The organism is Micromonospora humida (assembly GCF_016901255.1).
Classification (GTDB): Bacteria; Actinomycetota; Actinomycetes; order Mycobacteriales; family Micromonosporaceae; genus Micromonospora; species Micromonospora wenchangensis.
In genome coordinates this window covers 660,674-685,659 of the sequence record NZ_JAFEUC010000001.1, presented here as the reverse complement: position 1 = coordinate 685,659, position 24,986 = coordinate 660,674, and the positions used below count along the sequence as shown (strand labels likewise).

Below are 24,986 nucleotides of genomic sequence, written 5' to 3'. Positions count from 1 at the left end.
CCTCCGGTCAGCTCTGCGGCGATCTCGCCGGGGCCCAGCATCACCGTCGACTGTCAGGAAGCTGTTTGCCGTGACGGGCCCGCCCACGGATGTCGTACCGGTGGGGGAGACTGCCGGGCATGACGGAACGCGACGATCCGAAGGCGGCACTGCGGCACTACCTCCAGGCCACCCGCGACGACCTGGTGTGGAAGCTGGAAGGGCTCGACGAACGCGAGGCCCGGCTGCCCCGCACCGCCACCGGCAACAACCTGCTGGGCCTGCTCAAGCACTGCCTCAACGTGGAGGCCGGCTACTTCGGCCCCACCTTCGGCCGGCAGTTCCCGTCGCCCGACGAACTGCTCCCCCTGGCGGCGTACGACGAGGACCCGCAGGCGGACTGGTACGCGCGGGCGGACGAGACGAAGGACGGCCTGATCGACCTGTACCGCCGGGTGGCCGAGTTCGCCGACCAGACGATCGCCGAGTTGCCGCTCGACGCGCCGGGGCGGGTGCCGTGGTGGCGGCCGGGGCACCAGGACGTGACCCTGCACCAGATCATCATCCACGTGACCTGCGATCTCGCCCGGCACGCCGGCCACGCCGACATCCTGCGCGAGCAACACGACGCGACGGTCGGCTGGCGGCGGGAGAACCCGCAGGTCATGGACGACCAGGAGTGGCCGGCGTACGTCGCCAAGCTGACCGCGCTCGCCGACCGGTTCGCCTAGACCCGCGGCGGTGTGCCCGACGTGGCGACCGACGCCTGGGTGTCGTGGTCGGACGGGTGAACGCCGTGCCCGCCCCGGGCGGTCACGGCCGGATCGCCGACACCTCGCCGCCTACGGACGGCCACGGCCAGGGCGCCGACGCCGATGACTGCCAGGACGGCCACCGTGACCGGGGTGGACATCCAATGGATCGAATGGGCGGCCAGGTAGCCGCCGCCGGCCTCCACGCAGGCCCAGGTGACGGCGGCGCCGACGCTGTAGGGGGCGACCCGTCGGTACGGCACCCCGGTCGCCCCGGCCAGGTGCGGCACCAGGGTCCGCAGCAGGGGGACGAACCGCGCCACCGCGACCGCCCGGCCGCCGTGCCGGTGCATGACCGACTCCGCGCGGGCCCAAGCGACCGCAGAGATCATCTGGCCGATCCGGTTGGTGCGGAGCCGGCCTCCCAGCCGGTTGCCCACGGCATAGCCGATCAGGTCGGCCGTCACCACGGAGCCGGCGGCGACGGCGACGACCACCGGCAGGTCGAGGTGTCCGGCACCGGCCAGCGCTCCGGCGGTGACCATCAACGTGAGAGTGGGTACGAAGACCCCGAACAGGAGATTCGACTCGATCAGCAGGGCGGCTGCCAGGAGCGTGTAGGCGGCCGGTGCGGGTACCCCGCCGAGCACGTCGGCAAGCCGGTCCGTCATCGGGGGCCGGTCCAGACGGCGTGCGGGGCCGCTGTCGCGGCGTAGTCCCGGGTGGCGGTTGCGGTCATGGTTCGACGCTAGCCATCGGCGTCGCCGGGGGAACCTGCCGTTCTGCGACGGTGATCCCCGACGAAAGTAGGGGGGGCGGCCCGCCCTTACCTGCCCAGGCCGGCGTCGCGGGCCAGCAGCGCGGCCTGCACCCGGTTGGTGACGTCGAGGGCGGCCAGGATGCGGCTGACGTGTGCCTTGACCGTGCTCTCCCGCATGGCGAGGCGTTCGGCGATGTCGGCGTTGGTGTCACCCCTGGCGAGTAGGACGAGGACGTCGCGTTCCCGCGGGGTGAGCCGCTTGATGCGCGACTGCGCGGCGGCGGACTGCGGCGTGGTCGTGGCGTGGTAGCGGTCGATCAGGCGGCGGGCGGCAGCGGGATGCAGCATGGCCGAGCCGGCCGCCACCAGGTGCACGGCGCGTAGGATCTCGGCCGGATCGGTGTCCTTGAGCAGGAATCCGTCGGCGCCTGCGGCGAGCGCCCGGTAAACGTAGTCGTCGAGGTCGAACGTGGTCAGCGTGATGATCCGGGGCGGGCGCGGCAGCCTGCGTAGTTCGGCGATTGCGGCGATGCCGTCCAGGCGTGGCATCCGGACGTCCATCAGCGCGATGTCGACCTGCCCGGCGGCCGCCTTCTCGACGGCCTCGACGCCGTCGGCGGCCTGGGCCACGACGGTGATCTCCGGGTCACCCTCCAGCAGGTCCGACAGGCCGAGCCGGACCAGGGCGTCGTCGTCGACGATCATGACGCGGATCACGGTGTCGGCCCGTCCGTCGGGGTGTGCGGGCGGGGCGGATGCGGGATCTCGGCATGGACCCGCCAGGCGCCGACACCGGTCGCCCCGGTCTGCAACCGGCCGCCGAGGGCGGTGATCCGTTCGCGGAGACCGACGAGCCCGTACCCGGAGGGGACCCGGTCCGGTGCCGCCGTGCCGCCGGTGTTGGTGACCTCGACCGTGGTGACCGGCGGCCGGTAGTCGATGTGCACCGTCGTGGCCGCGCCCGCCGCGTGTTTCCGGGCGTTGGTCAGCGCCTCCTGCACCACCCGGTACACGCCGAGCCGGTGCGTGGTGGGCACCTCGTCCGCACTGCCCTCGATCACCAGGTCGACCGACTGGCCCACCGACCGTGACTCGTCGACGAGGTGCCGTACCTGGCCCGGCACGGGGGCCGTCACGGCGGCGGTCGCCGGCACCTGGAGCGCCCCGAGCACGTCGCGGAGGTCGGCCATCGCGGCGGTGGAGGTGGCCCGCAGGAGCCGCAACCGGTCGGTGACCCGCTCGGGAAGCTCGTCGCCACGGGCCACGAGCACGCCTGTGTGCAGGGCGATCAGACTCAGCCGGTGGGCCAGCACGTCGTGCATCTCCGCGGCGATCCGGGAACGTTCCTGGCTACGGGCGGCCTCCTCCCGTAACGTCGCCTCGACCCGCAGGTGTTCGACCTGGTTGGCGAGCAGTTGCAGGTTACGCTGCCGGCTGCCTCGCCACAGCCCGATGACCAGCGACAACAGGGCGAGGATCGCTGCCGGGACATAGTCGTACGCCACCCAGCGCGAGGTGGTGGCCAGCTCGACCACGGCGTTGACCACCAGCACACCGGCGAACCCGGCGACCGCCACCCGGGCGCGACGATCCACCGCCAGGTCGTAGACCGCTACGCAGACCAGCAGGAGCGGGGTCGACACGCCCAGCAGCGCCGCCGTTGCGAACAGCAGGGCCGGGGCGGCGAACCAGGGCAGCCGGCGCACCAGGAGGGCGACGGCACAGACCGGGAGGAGCACACAGGCGACGACCCGTTCCCGCCCCGTGGTGGTGAGGACCGCGTTGTTCACCGTCAGGGCCGTGAACCACGCCACCAGGGCGAAACGTCCGATCCGTGCTCCTGCCGGAAATGCGTCCACGCCCATGATCCTAGGCAGCCGGGCAGGTCGGGACCGCCCACTTCCGGCCACGTCCCATCCCCCACGAAAGTAGGGGGAGCCGAGCGGAATTCGGCGGATCACCGCACCGGACCACGCTCATAGCGTCGTCATCCATGAACCGCGACAATGCAGCGGCCACCGGAACCCGCAGCCCCTTTTCCTTCTGTGTCGAGGCTTTTCGCCATCCCCGCGCCGTCGGCGCCGTGGCGCCCAGCAGCAGGGCTCTGGCCAGGGCACTCGTCCACCCGATACGTGACCGCTGCGGCGGCCCGCTGACAGTGCTCGAAGTCGGCGCCGGCACCGGCGCGGTGACCCGGACCATTCTCGACGTGCTGCCCCCGGCCAGTCGTCTCGACCTCGTCGAGGTCAGTCCGACATTCGTCGCCCGGTTGCGTGACACCGTCCGCACCGCCACGGTGTCCGTCGACATCCACCGTACGGAAATCGAGGAATATCGAACCTCTCGGGCGTACGACGTCATCGTTTCCGGCCTACCGATGACCAATTTCGATCCGGCGCAGGTGTCCGGAATCATGGCGCGGTTCGTCCGGCTGCTGCGGCCGGGCGGCTCACTGACGTATTTCGCCTATCGGGGCACCCGCCCGGCGAGGCGGGTCTTCGCCGGTTCCGCCGAGGCCCGTCGGCACGCCGCAGTCGACAGCGTCATGCGGTCCTACCAACGCGCCTACGCCATCGGGCAGCGCACCGTCTGGCGTAACCTGCCGCCGGCACGCGTCTGGCACCTGCGCCGGCCCGGGGCGGCCTGACCCGGCACCTCCACCCGGCTGCTCAGCCGGTGGCGGCGAGCGTCGCCGGGCGGGCCGCCGCGACCGGGTTGGGCCGCCGTCTGCGGATCAGCCACTCGGCGACGAGCAGGTTGAGCGTCCAGGCCGCCCCCATGAGCAACGCCCGGGACAGCTCGGTCGTCGGTCCCACCGCCAGCGCCCAGGTCGACAGCAGCACGCCCTGGGTGCCCGCGCCCTGGGCGATCGCATAGCCCCGCATCATCCAGGCCCGGTGCTGGGGCAACCGTCGTCGTCGGACGGCCACGAACCCGGCGGCGACGGCGACGAACATGCCGGCGGCGAACAGGTAGCGCAGCACCATGAGCAGCGGGCCGTCGCCCGGTGGCAGCGGATAGGTGGCGTTCATCCACCATCCGGATGCGGCCACCACCAGTCCACAGCCGACCAGCGCCCGGCCCGCCCGGCGGTGCCACGCCCGGTGCCGCTGCCGGAACCCCGGTGCGAACTGGAACGCTCCCAGCAGGCTGAACGTGACGGCGGCGGCGATGTGCAGCAGCACCGGGACCGGCGCGGCGAAGAAGCGTTCGTTGGCGGGGGTCACCTCGGCCCCACCGGCGAGGGCGGCCACCCGTAGCGCGCTGCCGAGGGTGGGCAGCGCGCTGAGCGCGATGAGCCCGGTGAGGAGGGGCCAGTCCCGTCGTCGCGTCGTCATGACCCGAGCATGGCGACCTGATCCGGCCGGCTCATCGGTCAACGGGCCGCCGTCGGACCGGCCGATGGTCGGGTTCGCCGAACGTACTTTCGGCGGCCGTCCACGGTGGAGGGGAACGGCGGGGGCCGGCCTCAGCCGCCGCGCAGCCGGTCGGTCTCGTACGCCCACATCGCGACCTCGACCCGGTTACGGGCCCCCAGCTTCGCCATCAGGCTGGCGACGTGCGTCTTGACCGTGCTCAGCGTGATGTGCAGCTCGGCGGAGATCTCGGTGTTGGTGCGTCCCCGGGCCACCGCCCCCAGCACCTGCTCCTCCCGGTCGGTGAGCCGGTCGACCGGCTGGCGGGGCGGGGTGGCCGGGCCGGCGTCGGCGAACGCCCGGAGCAGCCGGGTGGTGACCTGCGGCGCGATCAGCGCGTCCCCGGCGGCCGCCGCGTGGACGGCCTGGGTGAGCAGGGCCGGGCCGCAGTCCTTGAGCAGGAAGCCCCGGGCCCCGGCGCGCAGCGCGGCGTAGACGTACTCGTCCAGGTCGAACGTCGTGATGACCACCACCGCCATCGGGTCCGCGACCCCCGGACCGGCCAGCAGCCGGGTCGCCTCGATCCCGTCCACGCCGGGCATCCGGATGTCGAACAGGCACACGTCGGGGCGCAGCCGCCGGGCCAGCTCGACCGCCCGCTGCCCGGTGGCCGCCTCGCCGACCACCTCGACGTCGGGCTGCGCGGCGAGGATCATCGCCAGCCCGGTCCGCACGATCTCCTGGTCGTCGGCCACGAGCACCCGTACCCGGGTCCCGCCGTTCACGCCACGGCCCGGGGCAGCGCGGCGGTGACCGTCCACCCGTGGTCCTCCTCGGGGCCGGCGTCGAGCGAGCCGCCGAGCAGGTGGGCCCGTTCCCGCATCCCGACCAGCCCGTAGCCGTCACGTCGGGGTGCCGGCGGGCCGACGCCGTCGTCGTTGACCCGCAGCCGCACCGTGTCCCCGTCGGCCACCACCCGGACGGTGATCCGGGTCGCGTCCCGGGCGTGCCGGCGGGCGTTGGTGACCGACTCGCGGGCCAGCCGGCAGATCGTGGCCGCCACCGGGGCCGGCAGGCCGTCCAGGTCGCCGACCAGGTCCACCTCGACGGCCGGACCGTCACCGGTCCGGCCCGCCAACTGCCGCAGGTCGGCGATGCGGGGGCTCGGCTCCCGGTCGGCCGGCTCGTCGCGGCGCAGGGCCCGCACCAGGGTGCGCATCTCGGTCAGGGCCTGGCTCGCCTCCGTCTCGATCAGCCGTAACGCGTCGGCGGCGGCCGAGGGTCGGGTCTCCAGCAGGGCGAGCCCGGCCTGGGCCCGGACGGCTATCGCGGACACGTGGTGGGCGACGGTGTCGTGCAGGTCGCGGGCCAGCCGTTCCCGCTCGCGCAGCGTCACCTGCTCGACCTCCCGCCGTCGGGCCCGGTCCCGCCAGCGCAGCGCGGCCCCGACCGCGAGCGCCGCCGCGACCACCCCGGCCCCGCCCAGGGCGTCGTCCGGGCCGAGGTGGCCGACCACAGTCGACCAGGTGATCTTCGCGGCGACGAGGATCGCACCGAATCCGGCCTCCCGCCCCGACCCCCAGCGGGTCAGCGCGAACACCGCCAGCAGCAGGTAGGCAAGGGTGTGCAGGCCGAGGTCGCCACCGACGACGACCTCGCCCACGGCGCAGACCGGGAAGGCGACGAGCGTCACGAGCAGCGGGCGGCTCCGCCGCCACAGCAGGACCGGGGCGAGACCGACACCGATCAGGACCGGCACGGCCGCCGGCTGCGGCAGGCCGCCCCACCGGGCGAGCCCCTCCGCCAGCGCCGCCGCCGCGAGCAGGGCGACCAGCGCCCCGTCGCGCCACCCGTGCGGCGCAGGGCGCGCCGGGCGGGGCTCACGCCACCAGGATCGCAGCAGCTCGCGCACGGGGAAATCGTACGGGCGGCGGGCGTCCGTCCGGTGCCCCGGCGGCGCGGGTGGGCAGCGTCGTCGGGGTGCCCTCCCGGGGTCAGCCGGCCGGCAGCACCCGGGCGAGCGCGTTGCGGACGGCGACACCCGGGCGACTCCTCGGGACCAGCACCGACGCCACGAGGCCGGTGGACCGCCCGCGACGGTCGGTGCGGCGACGGTGCTCGGCCTCGTAGCGGCGCAGGGCGGCGGCGGGTTCGTGCCCGGCGAGGGCGGCGGCCAGGGTCCGGGCCCCGGCGATGGCCAGGCTCGACCCGTCGCCGAACAACGACACCGAGGCCGCCGCGTCGCCGAGCAACGTGACCCGCCCGCTGGACCAGCACGGCAGCACCACCCGGGTGACCGCGTCGAAGTAGAGGTCGTCCGCCTGCCGGGCCCGGGCCAGCAACTCGGGGATCCGCCAGCCACGTTCCCGGGCGTACGCGTCGGTGAGGATCTGCCGGTGCCGGGCCGCGTCGGTGTGGTCGAAGTCGACGACGGCGGGGTGCCGGAAGATGAAGGCGACCCCCGCCTCGCCCCGGACCGGGTGGATCGCGACGAGCCGGCCCGGTGTGTTGTGCAGCAGGACGTCGTGGGGGTGCTCCGGTGCCTCGCCGAGCGGTGTGGTGGCCACGTAGAGGCCGAGGTGGCGCACGACGTCGCGCTCCGGGCCGAAGGCGAGCCGGCGGACCGTCGAGTGCAGCCCGTCCGCGCCGACGACCAGGTCGAACCGGCGGGGCGGGCCGGTGGCGAAGGTGACGTCCACCCCGTCGGGGTCCTGGTCGAGTCGGGTGACGGTGTCGTCGTACCGGAACTCGGCGTCGTCGCGGGCCGCGTCGTGCAGGATGCGGGCGAGGTCGGCGCGGGGCACCTCGATCTCCGCCGTGCCGGCCGGGCTGCGGGTGGCGGGCATCGCGATGCGGCGACCGGGCCGGCCCGTCCGGTCGACGATCCGCAGTCCGGTGGCGTGGGTGGCCGCCGCCCGCAGGGCACCCACCAGACCCATCTGTTCGACCACGGGCAGGGCCGGTCCGCGGACGTCGACCGGGTTGCCGCTGGAGCGCTGCCCGGCCGCGCGTTCGACCACCGTGGGCCGCCACCCCGCGCGGGCCAGCCAGTAGGCGAGGGTCGGGCCGGCCACGCCGGCCCCGGAGATGAGTACGGTACGCATGACCCGAACTTTCCCGCACTCAGTGCAGAAATGCAATGAGTGCGGATTTGCGCTCGGTGCGCTAAGGTGTGCCGATGTCCCTCCGCGACCGCAAACGGGCCCGCACCCGGCAGGCGCTCGTCGACGCCGCCGTCGACCTGTTCGGACGCCAGGGCTACGAGGCGACCACCATCGCCGAGATCGCCGCCGCCGCCGACATCGGCACCCGCACCTTCTTCAGTTACTTCCCGAGCAAGGAGGATCTGCTCTTCCCGGAGGCCGACCGTCGGGTGCGCGTCGCGGTCGACGCCATCGCCGGCCGGTCGCCGGACGAGGAACCGGCCGAGGTGCTGTTGCGCGCGCTGCGGCAGGCGAACGACGAGAGCGGGGACATGACCGGTCCCCTCGCCGCGCTGCGGATCCGGCTGACCATGGAGGTGCCCGCCGTCCGGGGTCGCGCCCTGCAACTGCAGTGGGAGAGTCAACGCGAGATCGCCCGGCACCTCGCCGCCGCCTATCCCGACCGCCTCGACGAGGTGAGCGCCGCCGCCCTGGTCGGCGCGTTCGTCGGCGCGGCCACCGCCGCCCTGACCACGCTCCTGGAGGACCCGCGACGGCGCGCCGACCCGGCCGCGATCCGGGCGTCCCTCCAGCAGGCCACCGAGGTCGCCCTGCGCCCGTGGACGCCCCGGGCCTGAGCCGCATCCCACCCGCCGGGGGCCGGTCCGTCGGCGGTGCCGCGATCCGCGCGGGCCGATCGTGTCGGCGGATCCGGGTACGGTTTCCAGTGCCCGGCCGGCACGCCCGCCGGCGGCACGGCGCCGGCCGACCGACGGTCGACCGTGGAGGGAGCGAGCGTGACGCAGCGCAGAGCACTGGTGGTTCGCGGCGGCTGGGAGGGCCACCAGCCGGTCCGGGCGACGGAGTTGTTCCTGCCGTTCCTTGAGGACAACGGCTACTCCGTACGCATCGAGGAGTCCACCGAGGTCTACGCCGACGCCGACGCGATGGCCGGCACCGACCTCGTCGTGCAGTGCATGACGATGGCCGAGATCACCGCCGACCAGGTGGCCGGCCTGCGCGCGGCGGTCGTCGCCGGTACGGGCCTGACCGGCTGGCACGGCGGCATCGTGGACGCGTTCCGCGCCTCGTCGGACTACCTGCACCTGGTGGGCGGCCAGTTCGCGACCCACCCGGGGCGGGAGCCCTGCGAGCGGCGCGGCGGCGAGGAGGACAACTTCCTGCCGCACACGGTGACGGTCACCGACCTCGGCCGCCAGCATCCGATCACCGCCGGGATCGCCGACTTCGAGTTGGTCACCGAGCAGTACTGGGTGCTGCACGACGACCTGGTCGACGTCCTGGCCACCACCGTCCACCCCACCCGGGACTGGCACCCCTGGCACCGGCCGGTCACCTCGCCGGCGATCTGGACCCGGCGCTGGGGCGCCGGCCGGGTCGTCGTGACGACCCCCGGGCACAGCCTCGACGTGCTGGAGCACCCGTCCGTGCGGACCGTCATCGAGAGGGGCATGCTGTGGGCGACCCGCACCGCGTCGGCGTCGTAGGGCTCGGGGTCATCTCCCGCGCCTATCTGGACACCCTGGCCCACCATCCCGAGCTGCGCATCGTCGCGGTGGCCGACCTCGACGCCGACCGGTCGGCCGCGGCAGCCGCGACCCTCCCCGACGCCGCGGCGACGAGCGTCGCGGGCCTGCTCGACCACCCCGACGTGCAGACGGTGCTCAACCTCACCATCCCCGCCGCCCACGTGGAGGTCTCGCTCGCCGCGATCGACGCCGGCAAGCACGTGTACGTCGAGAAGCCGCTCGCCGTGGAGCTGCCGCAGGGCCGTACGGTCCTCGACCGGGCCGCCTCGGCCGGGGTACGGGTGGGCTGCGCGCCCGACACCGTCCTGGGCACCGGCACCCAGACGGCCCGCGCGGCGATCGACGGCGGACTGATCGGGCGTCCGCTGGCCGCCTCGGCCGTCATGGTCACCCCCGGACACGAGCGCTGGCACCCCCACCCCGACTTCTACTACGCCCCGGGCGGCGGCCCGTTGCTGGACATGGGCCCCTACTACCTCTCGGCGCTGATCCACCTGCTCGGTCCGGTGCGCGCGGTGACCGGTACGGCCAGCCGGCTGCGCCCGGAACGGGTCATCGGCAACGGCCCGCGCCTCGGCCAGCGCGTCCCCGTCCTGGTGGACACCCACGTGTCGGGCGTGCTCGAACACGACAGCGGCGTGCTGTCCACCATCACCACCAGCTTCGACGGGGTGACCACGACGGCCGCGCCGATCGAGGTGCACGGGGAGACCGGCACCCTCGCCGTACCCGACCCGAACTACTTCGACGGTGAGGTCCGGCTGTGCCCGCTCGGCGGCGAGGGCTGGCAGGTGCTCGCCCCGTCGGCGGGTTACCGGGCCGGCGCCCGGGGTCTCGGGCTGATCGACGCGGTCCGGGCCGACGCCACCCGGGCCCCCCGGGCGGGCGGTGACCTGGCGTTGCACGTCCTCGACACGATGACCGGGCTGCTCCGGTCGGCGGCCGAGGGCCGGCGGATCACGCTGGACACGACGGTGCGGCGACCCCACCCCGTGCCGCTCACCGAGGCCGAGGACTGGCAGGGACGCTGAGCGGGGCGGCGGCCGGCGGTTCCGGGCCGGCCGGCGCGGCACCCCCCGGGCGGGGGACGCGCCGCGCCGACCGTCAGGTGACAGATGGCAGACTCAGCGGAGTGAACGACGTGGCCGCATCGCCGATGGATGGTGAGCTGGAGAGTGTCAGCCTGGTGGAGTTGGCCGTCACCCGGCTGACCCAGGAGATCCTCAGCGGCCGGAGCGACCCGGGTGAACGCCTGGTGGAGGAGCAACTGACCAGGCGGTTGGGGATCAGCCGGGCACCGCTGCGGGAGGCGCTGCGGTTGCTCGCCCAACAGGGGCTGGTGGAGCACGTGCCCCGGCGGGGCGTCCGGGTCGCCACCCTCTCCGACCGCGACGTGCGGGAACTCTACGAGCTGCGCGACGTGCTGGAGCGGTTCGCGGTGCGGGCCGGCATCCCGGTGGGCCGCGACGGCGACCTGGCCGGCCTGCGGGCGGCGTTGGAGCAGATGCGCGAGGCGGTACGGCACGGCGACCGGATGCTGGTCGCGCAGGCGCACCGGGCGTTCCACGTCGCACTGGTGGCGCTCGCCGGTAACCGGAAGCTGTCCGATGTGTACGACTCGATCCTGGTGAAGTTGCAGCTCTACATGGCGATCAACCTGCGCCGTGAGGCGGAGCTGGCCCAGCCGCTCGACGGCGTGCACCGGCACGAGCGGTTGTTCGAGGCGGTCGCCGGGGGAGACCCGGAGGAGGTGCTCGCCGTGCTCTCCGCGCACGGCGCGCGCTCGTACCTCGGCTAGGTTCCGTCGTGCTGGTGGTCGGGCACGTGGCCGGTCGAGGGTGACCGGCAGGTCCGTCACACCGGGCAGCGTGAGCGTGGCCGCGTCTATCTGGTGCCATGCCTCGCGAACCGGTGCAGTGCGTCGAGTGTCGCCGGGGCGAGCACCTCCGGGTTCGCGGGGTCGGTCAGATCGTGCGCCACGTCGAACAGCACGATCCGGCCGGGCCCGCGGGTGTGCGCCCGCTCCAGCGCCGTTGCCAGCCGTGTGGTCGTGTGGCACGGGATCTGCTGGTCTGCGGTTCCGCAGGTGAGCAGGGCAGGGGTCCGAGGCGGCAGCCGGAGTGCGACCGACGCGGGGTCGAGGGCGTCGATGGTCTCCACGTAGCGCCGGTTGGGGCCGCCGAGGGCCTGGAAGAGCGCGGCGAGGGCGGGCGGCATGCCCGTGGTGTCCGGCGGGCGGTGCGCCCGGAGATCGGCGACGGCCCGGTCGACGGCGCGTCCGATGGTGCGTTGCTCCTGCCGGCTCATCTGACCTGCGGCGACGGCGGCGGCGAGTTGGTCGTGCAGTTGCCTGGCGAGCACGTCGAGGAACCGCTGGGCCAGGGGCTGCAACAGCCCGACTCCGGCTGCACGGGATTCGGCGGTGACTGCGACCTGCAGTGCCGTCAGTGCACCTTCGCTGTGCCCGATCAGCCGTACCGCTCGCCGGTCGACCTCGGGCTGGTCGGCGAGTAGCCGGTACGCGGCATCGGCTTGGCGGACGAAGGCAGGGTAGTCGATCGTCTCGGGATTCCCGGCGTAGGCGCCCAGCCCGGTCCGGCCCGTGCCGTACTTGTCGAAGCGCATGCTGACGGCTCCGTCGCGCCCCAGCGCCTCGGCGAGTTTGGCCAGGGTGTGTGGGGTGGGCGCGGGCGGCTGGTCGCCGTTGCGGTCGGTGGGGCCGCTGCCCGGCAGCAACAACACGGCCGGCATCTGCCGCCCCCGGCGGTGAACGGGGATGTGCAGGGTGCCGTACGTGACGGTGCCGTCCACAGTGAAGGTGATCTCGCGGTCCGTGGCGGGCACGCCCACCTCGGAGCGCACGGCGGCGGCGGGAAGGGCCCCCACGGCGATGCTCCCGACCACGACGGCGCCGACCGCGGCTCTCCATGCGATTCGCCGGGCGGTGTGCGGCATCCGGTCGAACGGGATCATCGCAGGACCACCTGCTCGATCAGGGCGACCGTGGCGGCCGGGTCGACGACCTCCACGACCAGGCGGGCATAGTGCTCGTCGGCGAGTTCGATGACGACGGCGCGGGCACCGTCACGGATGTTCCAGAAGACGCGCTCACCGTCCTGATGGAAGGTGCCGGCCGTGATCACGCCGGGCAGACTCGTTCCCGGTGCCCGAAGGCCCTTGGGTTCGGCGGCGATACCCGGATCGGCGGTGGCGCCGCGGACGTTCGCCAACGGGATCACCAGACGGCTCTTGAGCGACCACAACCTGTCCATTCCCTCGATCTCCACGACGAGATCGTCGCCGTCGATGCGGACGCTGGCCATGTCAACGGTCCTTTCGTGGGCCCGGCGGCACCGGCCGCAGGGCATGGTGGGGCACCGGCGTGGGCAGCGCCGGGCGGGGGAGGGCGGGGCTATGAAGGGTCGGTCGTCGCCGCAGCGGCCCGAGCCCGCAGCCGCTCACCCAGCAGGGCGTTCAACGCGGTCGAGCGGATGCTGTCGGTGTCGTTCGCCGGTGCCCGCTGCAGGGCCTGATCCAGCGCCTGCCACGCCTTGGTCACGAGGGCGGCCACCTCGACGTCGCGGGGAGCGCGCTCGACCGCCGCCAACAACAGCAGATCGAGTGCGGGGTCGTCGGCGACCTCCGCGCCGGCGGCGAGCTGCTCGGTCAGCGGCGGGAGCCGGTGATCGAGGTGCCACCGCAGCGCGGCGAGATACAGCCCCCGCTTGCTGCCGAAGGTCTTGTACAAACTGTTGCGGTGCACTCCCAACTGTTGGACGAGGTCGTCGACGGACACCCCGTCGTAGGCCCGGCCAGCGAACAGCTCCGCCGCCGCGGCCGTCACGACTTCTTCGTCGAAACCCCTCGGGCGGCCCATGCCGAGAACGCTAGCGATTGAGGAACGAGCGGTCAAGAACAATCGTTCCTTATCTCGGTGGGTCGGGCGCGCCATGGGCATCGCGAGGTGGACGGCTGCCGGGAGGAGCCGGCGGGTCGGTCACCGGTCGGTGGTCCGGCCTGCGGGCCGTCATGGCGTCGTTACGACGCGGACCGTCGCTCGTAACAAGACAGTCGACAATCGACAGTATGTCAGAGCGCATCGGCACCGTCCCGGAACTACGGTCGGCCTACCGCAGCGGTGCGACCACCCCCGTCGACCAGGTCGAACGCGTCCTGGCCGGGCTCGCCGGGCGGGACGGGGGACCGGTCTGGATCAGCACCGTCCCGGCCGCCGAGCTGCGGGCCCGCGCGGAGGAACTGACCCGCCGCCACGATCCCGCCGCGCTCCCGCTGTACGGCATCCCCTTCGCGGTCAAGGACAACATCGACGTCGCCGGAATGGTCACCACGGCCGGCTGTCCCGACTTCGGGTACCGGGCCGCCAAGGATGCGCCCGTGGTGCGCCGACTGCGTGACGCCGGTGCCCTGCTCGTCGGCAAGACCAACCTCGACCAGTTCGCCACCGGCCTGACCGGCTCCCGCTCGCCGTACGGCAGCGGTGAGAGCGTCTTCGGCGGCGGGCTCGTCTCCGGCGGCTCCAGCTCCGGGTCGGCCGTCGCGGTCGCCGCCGGCCAGGTCAGCTTCGCCCTGGGTACGGACACCGCCGGCTCCGGCCGGGTCCCGGCGGCGCTGAACGGCATCGTCGGGCTCAAGCCCACCCGGGGTCTGCTCAGCACCGCCGGGGTGGTGCCGGCCTGCCGCTCGCTGGACTGCGTGTCGGTCTTCACCACCGAGGTCGCGGGCGCGGTCGACGTGCTGCACGCCGCCCGGGGCGTCTCGCCGGCCGACCCGTGGGGCCGTGCCCTGCCGGCGCGACGGGCGAGCGCCGACGTGCCGGCGACACTACGCCTCGGGGTGCCCCGCCCGGAGGACCTCGACTTCTTCGGCGACGAGGGGCAGGCCGACCGGTTCGCCGTCGGCGTACGGCGGTTGACCGCGCTGGTCGCCGACGCGCTGTCGGTGCCGCTGGACGACTACTTCGCGGCGGGGGACCTGCTCTACCAGGGGCCCTGGGTGGCCGAGCGGCTCGTCGCACTGGGCGACTTCGTGCGGGCGCACCCCGGGTCGGTCCTCCCCGTCACCCGGGCCGTGCTGGAGACCGGTCGACGCTACGACGCGGTCGACGCCTTCCGGGGCCAGCACCGGCTCCGCGAACTGCGGGCCCGGGTCGACCGGCGGTGGCAGGAGATCGACGTGCTGGTGGTACCCACCGTCGGCACCACGTTCACCCTCGACGAGATCGCCGAGGACCCCATCGGCCGCAACGCCGTGCTCGGCCGCTACACCCAGTTCGCCAACCTGCTCGACCTGGCCGCGGTGACCGTGCCCAACGGGTTCACCGAGGGCGGGCGGCCGGCCAGCCTGACCCTGATCGGCCCGGCGTTCAGCGACCTCACCCTGGCCCGGCTCGCCGCCGCCCTCACCACGGCCACCGAACCCACCCCGGTGGACGCCCACCCGGCCGGGACGGGCACCGTTGCGGCTGCGGTGCCGGGCGGTGGCCCGGTGCCGGGTCCCGCCCCGGCGGAGCTGCTGATCGCCGTGGTGGGGCGGCACCTGGCCGGCGAGTCCCGCAACGGTGAACTGACCGGGCGCGGGGCCACCCTGGTCGGCGCGGCCCGGACCGCGCCGCTCTACCGGCTCTACCGGATGGACACCCCCGACGACGAGGGACTGCCCGGCCTGGTCCGGGCCGCCCCGACCGGCCCGCCGGGCCTACCGATCGACGTCGAGCTGTGGCGGCTGCCCACGTCCGCCGTCGGTGCGTTGCTGGCCGGGGTGCCGGCCCCGCTCTCCCTCGGCTGGGTCCGGCTGCACGACGGGCGGGACGTGCTCGGTTTCCTCTGCGAGGCGTACGCGGTGGGACCGCAGGTCGAGGACATCAGCGCCACCGGTGGCTGGCGGGCCTGGCGGCGTGCCGCCCGACGGTGATCCGAAACTTCGACGACGACAGGGAGCGAGGATGGGCAGCATCGGGCCGGTACCGGCCAACCCCTACCCGTGGCCGTACGACGGCACGGTGGACACCACACGGACGGCACTGCTCTGCATCGACTGGCAGACCGACTTCTGCGGGCCGGGCGGCTACGTCGACGCGATGGGCTACGACATCGGACTGACCCGGGCCGGACTGCCGGCCACCGCCCGGCTGCTGACGCACGCCCGGTCGCTGGGGATGCTGGTCGTACACACCCGGGAGGGCCACCAACCGGACCTGTCCGACCTGCCGGCGAACAAGCGTTGGCGCTCGGCCCGCATCGGCGCCGAGATCGGCGCCGCCGGACCGGCCGGGCGAATCCTGGTCCGGGGCGAACCCGGCTGGGAGATCGTGCCGGAGGTCGCCCCGGCGGCCGGCGAGGTGATCGTCGACAAGCCGGGCAAGGGCGCGTTCTACGCCACCAACCTCGACCTGGTGCTGCGGACCCGGGGCATCACCCACCTGATCCTCACCGGCATCACCACCGACGTCTGCGTGCACACCACCATGCGGGAGGCCAACGACCGGGGCTTCGAGTGCCTGATCCTGTCCGACTGCACGGGCGCGACCGACAAGGGCAACCACGACGCGGCCCTGCACATGGTGACCATGCAGGGCGGTGTCTTCGGCTGCGTCGCCACCGCCGACGACGTCATCACCGCCACGGTGAAGTGAGCAATGCCCGTGTCGACAGTCGCCGCCGCGCGGCCCACCCCGTACTCCTTCGAGCCGGCCAGCACGGCGCTGCTGGTCATCGACATGCAGCGCGACTTCCTGGAGCCCGGCGGCTTCGGGGAGAGCCTGGGCAACGACGTCGGTCAGCTCCGCCGGACCATCGCGCCGCTGGCGGCGCTGCTGGCCGACGTCCGCGCCGCCGGCCTCACCGTCGTGCACACCCGTGAGGGGCACCTGCCCGACCTGTCCGACTGCCCGCCGGCCAAGCTGCACCGGGGCGCGCCGAGCCGGCGCATCGGCGACCCGGGCCCCAACGGTCGCATCCTCGTCCGGGGCGAGCACGGCCACGACATCATCGACGAGCTGACGCCGCTGCCCGGCGAGCCGGTCGTCGACAAGCCCGGCAAGGGCGCCTTCCACGCCACCGACCTGGACGCCCTGCTGCGCGCGCGGGGGGTGCGCAGCCTCCTGGTCACCGGGGTCACCACCGAGGTGTGCGTGCACACCACCGTCCGGGAGGCCAACGACCGGGGGTACGAGTGCCTCGTGCTCGCCGACTGCGTCGGGTCGTACTTCCCCGAGTTCCACCGGGTCGGACTCGACATGATCGCCGCCCAGGGCGGGATCTTCGGATGGGTCGCCGACTCCCCACAGGTACGCGCCGTGCTCGCCACCCCCTCCGTGTCGCACCCCTCCTCCTGACCGGGAGCAGCCATGGTCCCCACCAAGCCCACCGTCGTCGCCCTCCCGTTCTGGGTACGCGGCGACACCAACGCGTTCTTCGGTTTCGGCGTCAACGTCCTGGTCAACGTGCTCACCCTGACCGGGCTCTGCGTCGCCGTGGTGAACCTCCCCGAGGGGGAGGTGTTCGGCACGATCCTGCCGGCGCTGGGCATCGCCCTGGTGGCCGGGAACGTCTACTACACCCTGCTGGCGCGGCGGCTGGCCCGCCGGGAACAGCGCACCGACGTGACCGCCCTGCCGTACGGGCCGAGCGTGCCGCACATGTTCATCGTCATCTTCGTCATCATGCTGCCGATCTACCTGCGCACCAGGGACCCGGTGCGGGCCTGGGAGGCCGGCCTGGCGTGGGCCTTCATCATCGGCGTGATCGTGCTGGTCGGCGCGTTCGTCGGCCCGTACATCCGCCGGTACGCGCCCCGGGCCGCCCTGCTCGGCACCCTGGCCGGGATCTCCGTCACCTTCATCTCGATGAACCCGGCCGGGCAGATGTGGCGGACCGCCTGGGTCGCGCTGCCGGTGTTCGCGCTGCTGCTGATCGGTCTGCTCACCGACGTGAAGCTGCCCTTCCAGTTCCCGATCGGGCTCGCCGCGCTGCTGGTCGGCACGGCGATCGGCTGGGCCGGTGGGGCGATGTCGGTGCCGGACGTCACCGCCGCCGCCCGGGACGTCGCGGTCGCCGTACCCTCGTTCAAGCTGGACCTGCTGCTCACCGGTCTCGGCGACATGGCGCCGCTGCTGGCCACGGCGATCCCGCTCGGGGTCTACAACTTCACCGAGGGCATGTCCAACGTGGAGAGCGCGGCTACCGCCGGTGACCACTACAACCTGCGCAGCGTCCTGCTCGCCGACGGGGCGGGCGCGGTGATCGGCGCGGCCCTCGGTTCGCCGTTCCCGCCCGCCGTCTACGTCGGGCACCCGGGCTGGAAGGCGGCCGGTGGTCGCACCGGCTACTCGATGGCGACCGGCGTGGTGATCGCGGTGCTGTGTTTCCTGGGCATGTTCGGCCTGCTCGCGACGATCTTCCCCACGGCGGCCATCGTGCCGATCCTGCTGTACATCGGGCTGCTGATCGGCGCGCAGGCGTTCCAGGCGACGCCGAGGGCGCACGCCGCCGCCGTGGTCGCCGCGCTCATCCCGAACATCGCGGCCTGGGCCACCAGCCAGATCGACAACACCCTGGCGGCGGCCGGCACCACCGCCGCCGCGGTGGGCGACGAGGCGCTCAACGGCGCCGGGGTGGTCTACGACGGGCTGCTCGTGCTCGGCCAGGGGGCGATCCTCGCCGGCCTGGTGCTCGGCGCGGTGGTGGTCTTCATCATCGACAAGCGGTTCGTCCGGGCGGCGGTCTTCGCCGGGGTCGGCGCGGTGCTGTCGTTCGTCGGGCTGATCCACGGTGAGAAGATCGAGTGGAACGCCAACGGTCCGGTGGCGCTCGGCTACCTCTTCGTCGCGGCGATCTGCGCGGTCTTCGCGCTGGGCCGGCCCGCGCCCCGCGTCCCCGACCCGGACGAGGCCGAACTGGACCGCCGGCACGAACCGTCCGCCCCGGCCGTCGCCACCGCCCCGGCCACCGTCGCCGCCCCGGATGGTACGGCCGACGGCACCCGGCCGGCGTCGGCGGTCAACGGCTGAGCCGACCGGCCCGGTCGGTGGCCGGTGACCCCCACCCCGACCACCGACCGGGTCCACCGGCCGGCCATCCGACGGCGGAAAGGGACGCACCACATGGAGATCGACCGGGCGGAGGTGGTCGCCGAGGTGACGGCGGCCTTCGCCGGCTACGAACAGGCGCTGGTCGACGGCGACGCGGACCGGATCTGCGGCTACTTCTGGCAGTCCGACCGGACCGTGCGGTTCGGCCTCGCCGACCACCAGTACGGCTGGGACGAACAGCGCACGTGGCGGGCCGCCCAACCGGCGCTGCCGCCCGGCCGCCGGCTGGTCGATCCGGTGGTCACCACGTTCGGCCCGGACCTCGCGGTGGTGACCACCCGGTTCGGCTACCCCGGCGCCGCCGCCACCGGTCGGCAGACCCAGACCTGGGTACGCCTGCCCGTCGGCTGGCGGATCGTCACCGCGCACGTCTCCGAGCCGGCCGGCGCACCGACCGGCAGCGACCCACCGACCTGAGCCCGGCGTGACCTGGGGCAGGCCGAGTCGACCGTGCCGGCCGGTCAGCGTCCGGTGCCGGGCAGGTGCTTCGCCAGGCGGACGGTGCCGTCCGGGCCGGCCGGTGACACCGGCCGGTAGCCGACGCTCCGGTAGAGGGCGATGTTGCGCAGACTCCTGGCCCCGGTGAACAGTTCGATGCGGCGACATCCCGGTCCGGCGGCGACCTCGGCGGCCCGCAACAGCCACCGCCCCACCCCCCGACCGCGCAGGTCGGGTACGACGGCGAGTCGTCCCAGGTGGCAGTCGGTGCCGTCGGTGCGGGTACGCACCATGCCCAGCAGCCGTCCGTCGCGCCAGAGGCCGGTGGTGTGCCAGTCCGCCAGCCACTGGCCCACCTCCGGCACCGACTCGTGCAGCGGGGGGATGGCCAGGGTGTCGTTGACCAGTGCCTCCTCCGTCCAGCAGCACCGTTGCAGCACGGTCACCTCGGGTGCGTCGTCGCCGGTGAGTCGTCGGGCGTAGGAGCCGGGTAGCGGGCCGGGGGTGGCCCGGTCGCGTTCGCGCATCGGTCGCAGGGCGTGGGCGAGCCGGACCACCTCGTCCAGCAGAGCGGCACCGGCCGCGTCGCGGTCGGCGTCGGGCCGCAGCCGGCCGTCGCGGACGGCGTCGCCGATGCGGACGGCGACCGTGGTGCCCGCCGGGACCATGCGCAGGGCGGTCACCACCTGCTTGGCGTGCTCGACGGCGCGGGTGCCGGCCGAGGTGTGGCCGTAGCTGACGAAACCGATCGGCTTCCACGCCCACTCGCCGCCGAGGTAGTCCAGCGCGTTCTTCAGCGTCGCCGGCATCCCGTGGTTGTACTCCGGGGTGACGGCGATGAAACCGTCCGCCGCGTCGACTGTCGCGCTCCACCGGCGGGTGTGGTCGTGCCGGCGGACGCCCGACGACGGCGATTCCTCCTCGTCGAGGAACGGCAGGTCCAGGTCGCCGAGCGCCACCGGTACCACCTCGACGTCGAGTGCCGCCGCCCGGCCGGTGACCGCGTCGAGCAGCCACCGGCTCACGGCGGGACCGAGCGCGCCGGGACGGGTGGCGCAGGTCAGGGCGAGGACACGGAGCGGTTTCGTTGACATGGAAACGAAGGCTAGATGCTAGATTGATTACATGTCAACAAAGTCGGGGTCGGTGCGGTGGCTGACGCCCGCCGAGGAACGGGCCTGGCGGGCCCTGCGACGCGTGATGGTCGCCGTCCAGGCCGGCACCGCGCACGACCTGGCGGCGATCGGCCTGTCCGAGGCCGACTACGAGGTGCTGAGCACCCTGTCGGAACAGCCCGCGCAGACCAGCACCCTCGGCGTGCAGGCCGACAAGATGGGCTGGTCGCGCAGCCGGCTGTCCCGGCACGCCAGCCGGATGGAGGCGCGCGGACTGCTGCGCCGGGCACCCGACCCGGCCGACGGGCGGGGCTGCCTGCTCGTGCTGACCGGGCCGGGCATGGCCGCCCTGCGCGACGCCGCACCGGTCCACGTCGAGTCGGTGCGGCGGCACCTCGTCGACCGGCTCGCCCCGCAGGACCTCGTCGCCCTGGAACGGATCGCCGGCCGGCTGGCGCAGCCCCCGGCCGACGACGACACCGCCGGGCCACCGCCGGCAGGAGCGGGCCGACCCTAGAGCGGGAACCGCCCGTGTCGCCAGTGCCAGTGGCCGCCGGCCGCCAGGTGGTCGATGATCGCGCGTTGCAGCACGGTCCGCCGGGGCAGTTGGTCGAGCGGCGTGCTGAGCGTACGGAAGGCGAACCGCCGCACCTCGACGTCGGCGTCCGGCCCGTCGGCCGGCACATAGGGGAGCAACTCGAACCGGCGCTGGAACCGGATGATGTTGGAATCCTCGGGCAGGTAGTCGCGCAACTGCGGGTCGAGCAGCCAGGAGCCGCAGGAGAACGTGGTGCGGTGCTCGTCGGGGAAGTGCCGGGGAAAGAACTCGCGGGCCTCGTCGAGCGACGCGTCGACCGCCTCCGGGCTCATCGGCCCCGCGTCGGGCACGTGCAGGCCGATGGCGGTGCCGGCCCGCTCGTGCTGGAGCCGGCCCAGCTCGAAGAGGCTGCCCCGGGTGTGCAGGGTCAGCCAGCTCTGCATGACCGGCCAGCCCTCGCCGTGCATCCGCCTGTCGATCGCCAGGTTACGACCCAGGTCGGCGAGCGTCGCCCAGGTGACGCCGTCGGCGATGCCGTGCTCGCGGTGGTATCCACGGACCATGTCGACCAGGGCGAGGTAGGCGTACACGTAGAGGTGCCGCCAGGCGGGACCCCGGTCGCGGGGCAGCTCCGGGCCGGGCGACAGCCACTCGTGCCCGCCGAGGTCGGCGCGGACCAGGGCGGTCGAGCGGTCGAGCAGCCAGCGCAGCTCCGGCGTCCACTCCGGAGAGTCGTGGTCCGGCCAGCCGGCCATGATCTCGGCGGCGTCGTCCGGTCGTACCGCCAGCCGGTCGAGGAGCGCGGGCGCGTCGGCGCGGGCGGGCAGCGGGGCCGACGGCCGGTCACCGGCGAGCCGGTGCACCCGCTCGACCTCCTCGACGGGCACCCCGAGCCGGGCGGCCACGACATCCAGGTCCACCAGCCGATCCTACCGGCCGCCGCCCCGCTGCACGGCCCGCCGGGAGGTCAGCGGTGCACCGCCCCCACCGCGCGTACCACGAAGGCCACCAGGTTGGCCAGCACGGCACCGGCGACCGCCGGCCGGGTGGTGGGCAGGCGGTGCAGGAGCACGCCCCGCAAGCACAGCTCCTCGACGACCGGACCGACCACGACGAAGCAGACCAGCCAGCCGGTGACCGTCACGGTTGTCTGCCGACCCGGGCGACCGGCACCGGCCACCACCGGGGTCCAGTCGCCACCAGGACGGCCGGGGGAGCCGGTCGGGCACCCCCGAGCGTCGGCAGGCGTCAGCGGTGCTGCCCCGGGAGATCGGCCACAGTGACCTTTCCCCGCCGACGTCGCGTCCGGCCTGCCCGGGTGAGCGTGGCGGCGGCGACGAGCAGGGCCACCACGAGCGCGCCGAGGACGGTCAGGCCGGCCACCCGGGCGGCCCGCGACGGGCCCGCAGCGGTCGGCACGACGAGCGGCCCGGCCGCGACCGGCACCGGCGGGTCGCCCTGCCGGGGCGCGAGCGCGGCGACCGCCGCGTACGCGTCGAGGGTTCCGCCGCCGACCCCCGGGGTCGGCCCACCACCCGGTGCTGGGATCGCGGTCCGCTCCAACCGGGCGCGCACCTCGGCCTGGGACAACCCCGGATGGTACGCCCGGACCAACGCGGCGACCCCCGCGACGTACGCGGCGGCGACCGGCGCACCGCCGACCCGGTAGTGGCCGGACCCGCGCGGGGCGATGCCGAGCCCGGCCCCCGGGGCGGCCAGGTCGGTACCCGCATCGGCCGCCACCGGACCGGCCGCCCCGTCGACACCGACCGCGTTCACCGCCAGCACCGTGGGGAACCCGGCCGGATAGCCGACCGGAGGGTCCCCACCGTTCTCCCCACCCCGGTCGGTGACGGCGGCGACCACCAGGATGTCCCGGGCGACCGCGGCCCCTACGGCGTCGGTCAGCTCCGGCGTCGCCGAGGTGACCCCGGCGGCCACCAGGATCACGTCCGCTCCGGCGGTGGTGGCGAGCCGGATGCCGGCGGCGAGCCGGGCCGGGCTGATCCGCCGGTTCGCGTCGGTGATCCGCACCGGCAGGATCTCGGCGTCCGGGGCGATCCCGGTCGGCCCCCCGTCGCCGGCCGGACGGGCCGCGACGATGCCGGCCAGGGCGGTGCCCCGCCCCGCGCAGTCGCTGTCGGCCCGCCCGCCGGTGACATCGGCACCCGGGCGTACCGCCCCGGCCAGGGCGGGCGCGGCGGCGCTCACCCCGGTGTCCACGACGGCGACCACCACCCCGGCCCCCCGGGTCAACGGCCAGCTGGTCTGCGGGGCGAGCAGGCGCAGCGCCCACGGTGCCTCCCGGACCGTCACCGGCGACGGCCCGACACAGCGTCCCGCCGTCGCCGGCAGGGCAGGGGGCTCCCCGGCTGCGGCGGAACCGGCCGGCGGGGCGACGAGAACCCCGAGGCTGACCAGCATCCCGACGGCCCCGGCGCGACCCCGGCCGACCCGACCGGTCACGGCAGCGCACCCCGCGTCGCCGTCGCCGGTCCACCCGGTGCCGCCGGCCCGTCCGGCTCCGGCGGCCACGCCGGCCCGGGGGGTACCGCCGGTGCGGCCGACCCGGGTGCGGCGGCGACCGGGTGCGGTGCCGCTGTGTCCTGCGGTTCCGCCGGCTCGGAGCGTCCTGCGGGATCGGGGCGTGCCGCCGTGTCCTGAGGTGCCGCCGGGTCGTCCGGCGTGGACGCGGGCGGGAGGGACGTCGGTGTCGCGGGCCCGGTGGTGACCGTTGCGCGGTGGGTGAGCCGTCGGGCCCGCCGGGCGAACACTCCCACCACGGCGAGCAGGAGGAAACCGAGCCCGGCGGCCACCAGCGCGGGCCAGACGGCGGAGTCGGTACGCGACGGCGCCGCCGCGTCCGGGCCGGTGCTGACCGCCGCCAGCGGGTCGACCATGCCCCAGCCGTTCTCGGGGCTCGGGCTCGACCGGCTGCCCGGGGCGGCGGTGGCGGTGATCCGGCGGGCCACCTGGACGGCGTCCGCCCCGGGCAGCGCCGTGCGGACCAGCGCGGCGACACCGGCGACGTAGGCGACGGCGTACTCGGTGCCGGTGCGGTTCTGCGGCGTGGTGCCTCCGACGCCGAGCGTCGGAACGTCCCGGCCGGGCGCGGTCACGTCGACCCCACCGGCCGGGTACGCCAGGACGGGCCGGTGGTCGGGGCCGACCCCGGCGACCCGGAGCAGCCCCTCCTGGGCCGGTGCCGGGGTACCGTCGGCCGTGGCGGCGGGGGCGACCACCACCACGTCGTGCGCCACAGCCACCCGGACGGCCTCGGTCACGGCGGGATCGGTGAGTTTCGCGTACCCGCCCAGGGCCACCACCGTCGCCCCGGCCGAGACGGCGACCTCGATGCCGAGGGCCGTCCGCTGCGGATCGGCGTCGGTGGCACCGGCGACGATCCGTACCGGCAGGACCGCCGCCTCGGGAGCGACGCCGACCACCGGTGGCGCGGGTGACCCGGTGCCGGAGGCCGCCGCGATCACACTCGCCATCGCGGTGCCGGTGCCCAGGCAGTCGGTGTCGGCGCGGGCCTTGCCGGTGATGACGTCCGACCCGGGGGCGACCCGCCCGGCGAGGGCGGCCAGTTCCCCGTCGATGCCGGAGTCGACCACCGCCACCAGCGCCCCGGCACCCGTGCTGTGCGGCCAGGCGCGCGCCGGGGACAGCTTCGGGTCCGTCCACGGGGAGCCGCCGTCGCCGGAGGTGCCGGCGACACAGCCCGCACCGCCCGTGCCGGCGGCGGGCCGGGCCGGCTTCGCCGTCGGGATGGTCGCCGGCAGCAGGCCGTAGCGGACCTCGTCACCGGAGGCGTCCCACGGCAGCACCAGCAGCCACCCGGGGGACAGCCGCTGCCCGACGGCGGTCAGGGCCCCGCCGTCGGGTTGCCGGCGTCCCTCGTTGAGCCGGTAGACCTCGTCGGCCCGGTCGGGATCGGCCAGGAACCGGGCGGCCACCCCGGTCAGGTCCGTCACCGGGTCCCCGGATCCGTCGGACACCGGGTAGTACTTCACGTACGTCGGGGGCGGTGGCGGTGGGGCCGCCCGGACCGGGGTGGGCAGGGCGAGCACCAGCGCGCAGGTCGCCACGAGGCAACCCAGCGACCGGGTCCAGGACACCAGCAACCGGCTCATCCACCGTCTCCTCGTCACCAGCGGGCATCGGCCGGTGCAATGCCCCGGCCCGGCGGGGTCGGCCGACGTGGCACCCCGGGACCACAACGGCGCACCGCCGGTCACGGTTC

27 protein-coding genes are annotated in these 24,986 nt (G+C 74.4%); 12 read left to right on the top strand and 15 right to left on the bottom strand.

Features of this window, described 5'->3' with window-relative positions; all coding sequences use genetic code 11:
* Positions 1-119 precede the first annotated feature (119 nt).
* Positions 120-710 carry a DinB family protein gene (locus tag JQX11_RS02775; RefSeq protein WP_204923354.1) on the top strand — a complete coding sequence of 197 codons (591 nt, stop codon included), beginning with the start codon at positions 120-122 and terminating at the stop codon, positions 708-710.
* Here JQX11_RS02775 and JQX11_RS02770 read toward each other — a convergent pair.
* From JQX11_RS02770 to JQX11_RS32905, 3 genes are all read right to left on the bottom strand, one after another.
* Positions 707-1,402, bottom strand: coding sequence for a DedA family protein (locus JQX11_RS02770; protein ID WP_204923353.1), 696 nt, complete (start codon positions 1,400-1,402; stop codon positions 707-709). The two genes, JQX11_RS02775 and JQX11_RS02770, sit on opposite strands and share 4 nt — an antisense overlap.
* 155 nt (positions 1,403-1,557) lie before the next feature.
* A complete protein-coding gene (locus tag JQX11_RS02765) occupies positions 1,558-2,208 on the bottom strand; it encodes a response regulator (RefSeq protein WP_307826030.1) in 651 nt (216 codons plus the stop codon).
* Positions 2,205-3,350 carry a sensor histidine kinase gene (locus JQX11_RS32905; RefSeq protein WP_204923352.1) on the bottom strand — a complete coding sequence of 382 codons (1,146 nt, stop codon included), beginning with the start codon at positions 3,348-3,350 and terminating at the stop codon, positions 2,205-2,207. Before JQX11_RS32905 ends, JQX11_RS02765 begins: the two co-directional genes overlap by 4 nt.
* Positions 3,351-3,484: 134 nt before the next feature.
* Here JQX11_RS32905 and JQX11_RS02755 point away from each other — a divergent pair, with 134 nt between their 5' ends.
* The gene (locus JQX11_RS02755; RefSeq protein ID WP_204923350.1) at positions 3,485-4,138 is read left to right on the top strand and encodes a class I SAM-dependent methyltransferase; all 654 of its coding nucleotides are present in this window, start codon (positions 3,485-3,487) and stop codon (positions 4,136-4,138) included.
* Between the two features lie 22 nt (positions 4,139-4,160).
* Here JQX11_RS02755 and JQX11_RS02750 read toward each other — a convergent pair whose 3' ends face one another.
* From JQX11_RS02750 to JQX11_RS02735, 4 genes are all read right to left on the bottom strand, one after another.
* The gene (locus JQX11_RS02750) at positions 4,161-4,829 is read right to left on the bottom strand and encodes a DUF2306 domain-containing protein (protein WP_204923349.1); all 669 of its coding nucleotides are present in this window, start codon (positions 4,827-4,829) and stop codon (positions 4,161-4,163) included.
* 131 nt (positions 4,830-4,960) lie between these two features.
* A complete protein-coding gene (locus JQX11_RS02745) occupies positions 4,961-5,563 on the bottom strand; it encodes a response regulator (RefSeq protein WP_204923596.1) in 603 nt (200 codons plus the stop codon).
* 65 nt (positions 5,564-5,628) lie between these two features.
* Positions 5,629-6,759, bottom strand: coding sequence for a sensor histidine kinase (locus JQX11_RS02740; protein ID WP_204923347.1), 1,131 nt, complete (start codon positions 6,757-6,759; stop codon positions 5,629-5,631).
* Positions 6,760-6,841: 82 nt separating this feature from the next.
* Positions 6,842-7,951, bottom strand: a complete 1,110-nt coding sequence (locus tag JQX11_RS02735) for an FAD-dependent monooxygenase (protein WP_204923346.1) — start codon at positions 7,949-7,951, stop codon at positions 6,842-6,844.
* Between the two features lie 74 nt (positions 7,952-8,025).
* Between JQX11_RS02735 and JQX11_RS02730 the strand changes: the two genes are divergently transcribed.
* The 4 genes from JQX11_RS02730 to JQX11_RS02715 all read left to right on the top strand — a co-directional run bounded on the left by JQX11_RS02730 (position 8,026) and on the right by JQX11_RS02715 (position 11,338).
* Positions 8,026-8,628, top strand: coding sequence for a TetR/AcrR family transcriptional regulator (locus JQX11_RS02730; protein WP_204923345.1), 603 nt, complete (start codon positions 8,026-8,028; stop codon positions 8,626-8,628).
* A gap of 159 nt (positions 8,629-8,787) precedes the next feature.
* Entirely contained in the window at positions 8,788-9,498 is a 711-nt protein-coding gene (locus JQX11_RS02725) for a ThuA domain-containing protein (RefSeq protein ID WP_204923343.1), read from the top strand.
* On the top strand, positions 9,468-10,571 hold the full coding sequence (locus JQX11_RS02720) for a Gfo/Idh/MocA family protein (protein WP_204923342.1): 1,104 nt from the start codon (positions 9,468-9,470) through the stop codon (positions 10,569-10,571). Before JQX11_RS02725 ends, JQX11_RS02720 begins: the two co-directional genes overlap by 31 nt.
* A 101-nt stretch (positions 10,572-10,672) precedes the next feature.
* The gene (locus JQX11_RS02715; protein ID WP_204923341.1) at positions 10,673-11,338 is read left to right on the top strand and encodes a GntR family transcriptional regulator; all 666 of its coding nucleotides are present in this window, start codon (positions 10,673-10,675) and stop codon (positions 11,336-11,338) included.
* Between the two features lie 86 nt (positions 11,339-11,424).
* Here the strand turns inward: JQX11_RS02715 and JQX11_RS02710 are convergent, their stop codons facing one another.
* The 3 genes from JQX11_RS02710 to JQX11_RS02700 all read right to left on the bottom strand — a co-directional run bounded on the left by JQX11_RS02710 (position 11,425) and on the right by JQX11_RS02700 (position 13,417).
* Complete coding sequence (locus tag JQX11_RS02710) at positions 11,425-12,426, bottom strand: alpha/beta hydrolase family protein (protein ID WP_204923339.1); 1,002 nt, start codon at positions 12,424-12,426, stop codon at positions 11,425-11,427.
* Positions 12,427-12,509: 83 nt separating this feature from the next.
* On the bottom strand, positions 12,510-12,863 hold the full coding sequence (locus JQX11_RS02705; RefSeq protein ID WP_204923338.1) for a hypothetical protein: 354 nt from the start codon (positions 12,861-12,863) through the stop codon (positions 12,510-12,512).
* A gap of 89 nt (positions 12,864-12,952) precedes the next feature.
* On the bottom strand, positions 12,953-13,417 hold the full coding sequence (locus JQX11_RS02700) for a TetR/AcrR family transcriptional regulator (protein WP_204923336.1): 465 nt from the start codon (positions 13,415-13,417) through the stop codon (positions 12,953-12,955).
* Between the two features lie 209 nt (positions 13,418-13,626).
* Between JQX11_RS02700 and atzF the strand changes: the two genes are divergently transcribed.
* The 5 genes from atzF (at position 13,627) to JQX11_RS02675 (ending at position 19,066) form a co-directional block, all read left to right on the top strand.
* The gene (gene atzF, locus JQX11_RS02695) at positions 13,627-15,471 is read left to right on the top strand and encodes an allophanate hydrolase (RefSeq protein WP_204923335.1); all 1,845 of its coding nucleotides are present in this window, start codon (positions 13,627-13,629) and stop codon (positions 15,469-15,471) included.
* A 31-nt stretch (positions 15,472-15,502) separates the two neighbouring features.
* Positions 15,503-16,192, top strand: coding sequence for a biuret amidohydrolase (gene biuH / locus JQX11_RS02690; RefSeq protein WP_204923334.1), 690 nt, complete (start codon positions 15,503-15,505; stop codon positions 16,190-16,192).
* A gap of 3 nt (positions 16,193-16,195) precedes the next feature.
* Positions 16,196-16,894, top strand: a complete 699-nt coding sequence (locus JQX11_RS02685) for a cysteine hydrolase family protein (RefSeq protein WP_204923332.1) — start codon at positions 16,196-16,198, stop codon at positions 16,892-16,894.
* A gap of 12 nt (positions 16,895-16,906) precedes the next feature.
* Positions 16,907-18,568, top strand: a complete 1,662-nt coding sequence (locus JQX11_RS02680; RefSeq protein WP_204923331.1) for a regulator — start codon at positions 16,907-16,909, stop codon at positions 18,566-18,568.
* A gap of 93 nt (positions 18,569-18,661) precedes the next feature.
* Entirely contained in the window at positions 18,662-19,066 is a 405-nt protein-coding gene (locus JQX11_RS02675) for an AtzH-like domain-containing protein (protein WP_204923329.1), read from the top strand.
* A gap of 44 nt (positions 19,067-19,110) precedes the next feature.
* Here JQX11_RS02675 and JQX11_RS02670 read toward each other — a convergent pair whose 3' ends face one another.
* Positions 19,111-20,181: a bifunctional NAD(P)H-dependent oxidoreductase/GNAT family N-acetyltransferase gene (locus JQX11_RS02670; protein ID WP_204923327.1), complete on the bottom strand. Its 1,071-nt coding sequence runs from the start codon at positions 20,179-20,181 to the stop codon at positions 19,111-19,113.
* 31 nt (positions 20,182-20,212) lie between these two features.
* Here JQX11_RS02670 and JQX11_RS02665 point away from each other — a divergent pair, with 31 nt between their 5' ends.
* Complete coding sequence (locus JQX11_RS02665) at positions 20,213-20,719, top strand: MarR family winged helix-turn-helix transcriptional regulator (RefSeq protein ID WP_204923326.1); 507 nt, start codon at positions 20,213-20,215, stop codon at positions 20,717-20,719.
* Here JQX11_RS02665 and JQX11_RS02660 read toward each other — a convergent pair.
* The 4 genes from JQX11_RS02660 to JQX11_RS02645 form a co-directional block, all read right to left on the bottom strand.
* Complete coding sequence (locus JQX11_RS02660) at positions 20,716-21,660, bottom strand: acyltransferase domain-containing protein (protein ID WP_204923325.1); 945 nt, start codon at positions 21,658-21,660, stop codon at positions 20,716-20,718. The genes JQX11_RS02665 and JQX11_RS02660 overlap by 4 nt on opposite strands.
* A gap of 47 nt (positions 21,661-21,707) precedes the next feature.
* Positions 21,708-21,884 (bottom strand): CPBP family glutamic-type intramembrane protease, encoded by a 177-nt coding sequence (locus JQX11_RS02655; protein ID WP_204923323.1) that lies wholly within the window; start codon positions 21,882-21,884, stop codon positions 21,708-21,710.
* A gap of 104 nt (positions 21,885-21,988) precedes the next feature.
* Positions 21,989-23,206 (bottom strand): S8 family serine peptidase, encoded by a 1,218-nt coding sequence (locus JQX11_RS02650; protein ID WP_204923321.1) that lies wholly within the window; start codon positions 23,204-23,206, stop codon positions 21,989-21,991.
* Complete coding sequence (locus tag JQX11_RS02645) at positions 23,203-24,876, bottom strand: S8 family serine peptidase (protein ID WP_204923320.1); 1,674 nt, start codon at positions 24,874-24,876, stop codon at positions 23,203-23,205. The genes JQX11_RS02650 and JQX11_RS02645 overlap by 4 nt, the downstream gene beginning before the upstream one ends.
* Positions 24,877-24,986 lie beyond the last annotated feature (110 nt).

Bases quoted from the DNA above. Each gene is read 5' to 3' on its own strand.
- JQX11_RS02735 (WP_204923346.1), bottom strand. From the start codon at position 7,951: ATGCGTACCGTACTCATCTCCGGGGCCGGCGTGGCCGGCCCGACCCTC.
- JQX11_RS02770 (WP_204923353.1), bottom strand. From the start codon at position 1,402: ATGACGGACCGGCTTGCCGACGTGCTCGGCGGGGTACCCGCACCGGCC.
- JQX11_RS02705 (WP_204923338.1), bottom strand. From the start codon at position 12,863: ATGGCCAGCGTCCGCATCGACGGCGACGATCTCGTCGTGGAGATCGAG.
- JQX11_RS02750 (WP_204923349.1), bottom strand. From the start codon at position 4,829: ATGACGACGCGACGACGGGACTGGCCCCTCCTCACCGGGCTCATCGCG.
- JQX11_RS02685 (WP_204923332.1), top strand. From the start codon at position 16,196: ATGCCCGTGTCGACAGTCGCCGCCGCGCGGCCCACCCCGTACTCCTTC.
- JQX11_RS02775 (WP_204923354.1), top strand. From the start codon at position 120: ATGACGGAACGCGACGATCCGAAGGCGGCACTGCGGCACTACCTCCAG.
- JQX11_RS02665 (WP_204923326.1), top strand. From the start codon at position 20,213: ATGTCAACAAAGTCGGGGTCGGTGCGGTGGCTGACGCCCGCCGAGGAA.
- JQX11_RS02700 (WP_204923336.1), bottom strand. From the start codon at position 13,417: ATGGGCCGCCCGAGGGGTTTCGACGAAGAAGTCGTGACGGCCGCGGCG.
- JQX11_RS02645 (WP_204923320.1), bottom strand. From the start codon at position 24,876: ATGAGCCGGTTGCTGGTGTCCTGGACCCGGTCGCTGGGTTGCCTCGTG.
- JQX11_RS02675 (WP_204923329.1), top strand. From the start codon at position 18,662: ATGGAGATCGACCGGGCGGAGGTGGTCGCCGAGGTGACGGCGGCCTTC.
- atzF (WP_204923335.1), top strand. From the start codon at position 13,627: ATGTCAGAGCGCATCGGCACCGTCCCGGAACTACGGTCGGCCTACCGC.
- JQX11_RS02730 (WP_204923345.1), top strand. From the start codon at position 8,026: ATGTCCCTCCGCGACCGCAAACGGGCCCGCACCCGGCAGGCGCTCGTC.
- biuH (WP_204923334.1), top strand. From the start codon at position 15,503: ATGGGCAGCATCGGGCCGGTACCGGCCAACCCCTACCCGTGGCCGTAC.
- JQX11_RS02745 (WP_204923596.1), bottom strand. From the start codon at position 5,563: ATGATCCTCGCCGCGCAGCCCGACGTCGAGGTGGTCGGCGAGGCGGCC.
- JQX11_RS02755 (WP_204923350.1), top strand. From the start codon at position 3,485: ATGAACCGCGACAATGCAGCGGCCACCGGAACCCGCAGCCCCTTTTCC.
- JQX11_RS02680 (WP_204923331.1), top strand. From the start codon at position 16,907: ATGGTCCCCACCAAGCCCACCGTCGTCGCCCTCCCGTTCTGGGTACGC.
- JQX11_RS02670 (WP_204923327.1), bottom strand. From the start codon at position 20,181: ATGTCAACGAAACCGCTCCGTGTCCTCGCCCTGACCTGCGCCACCCGT.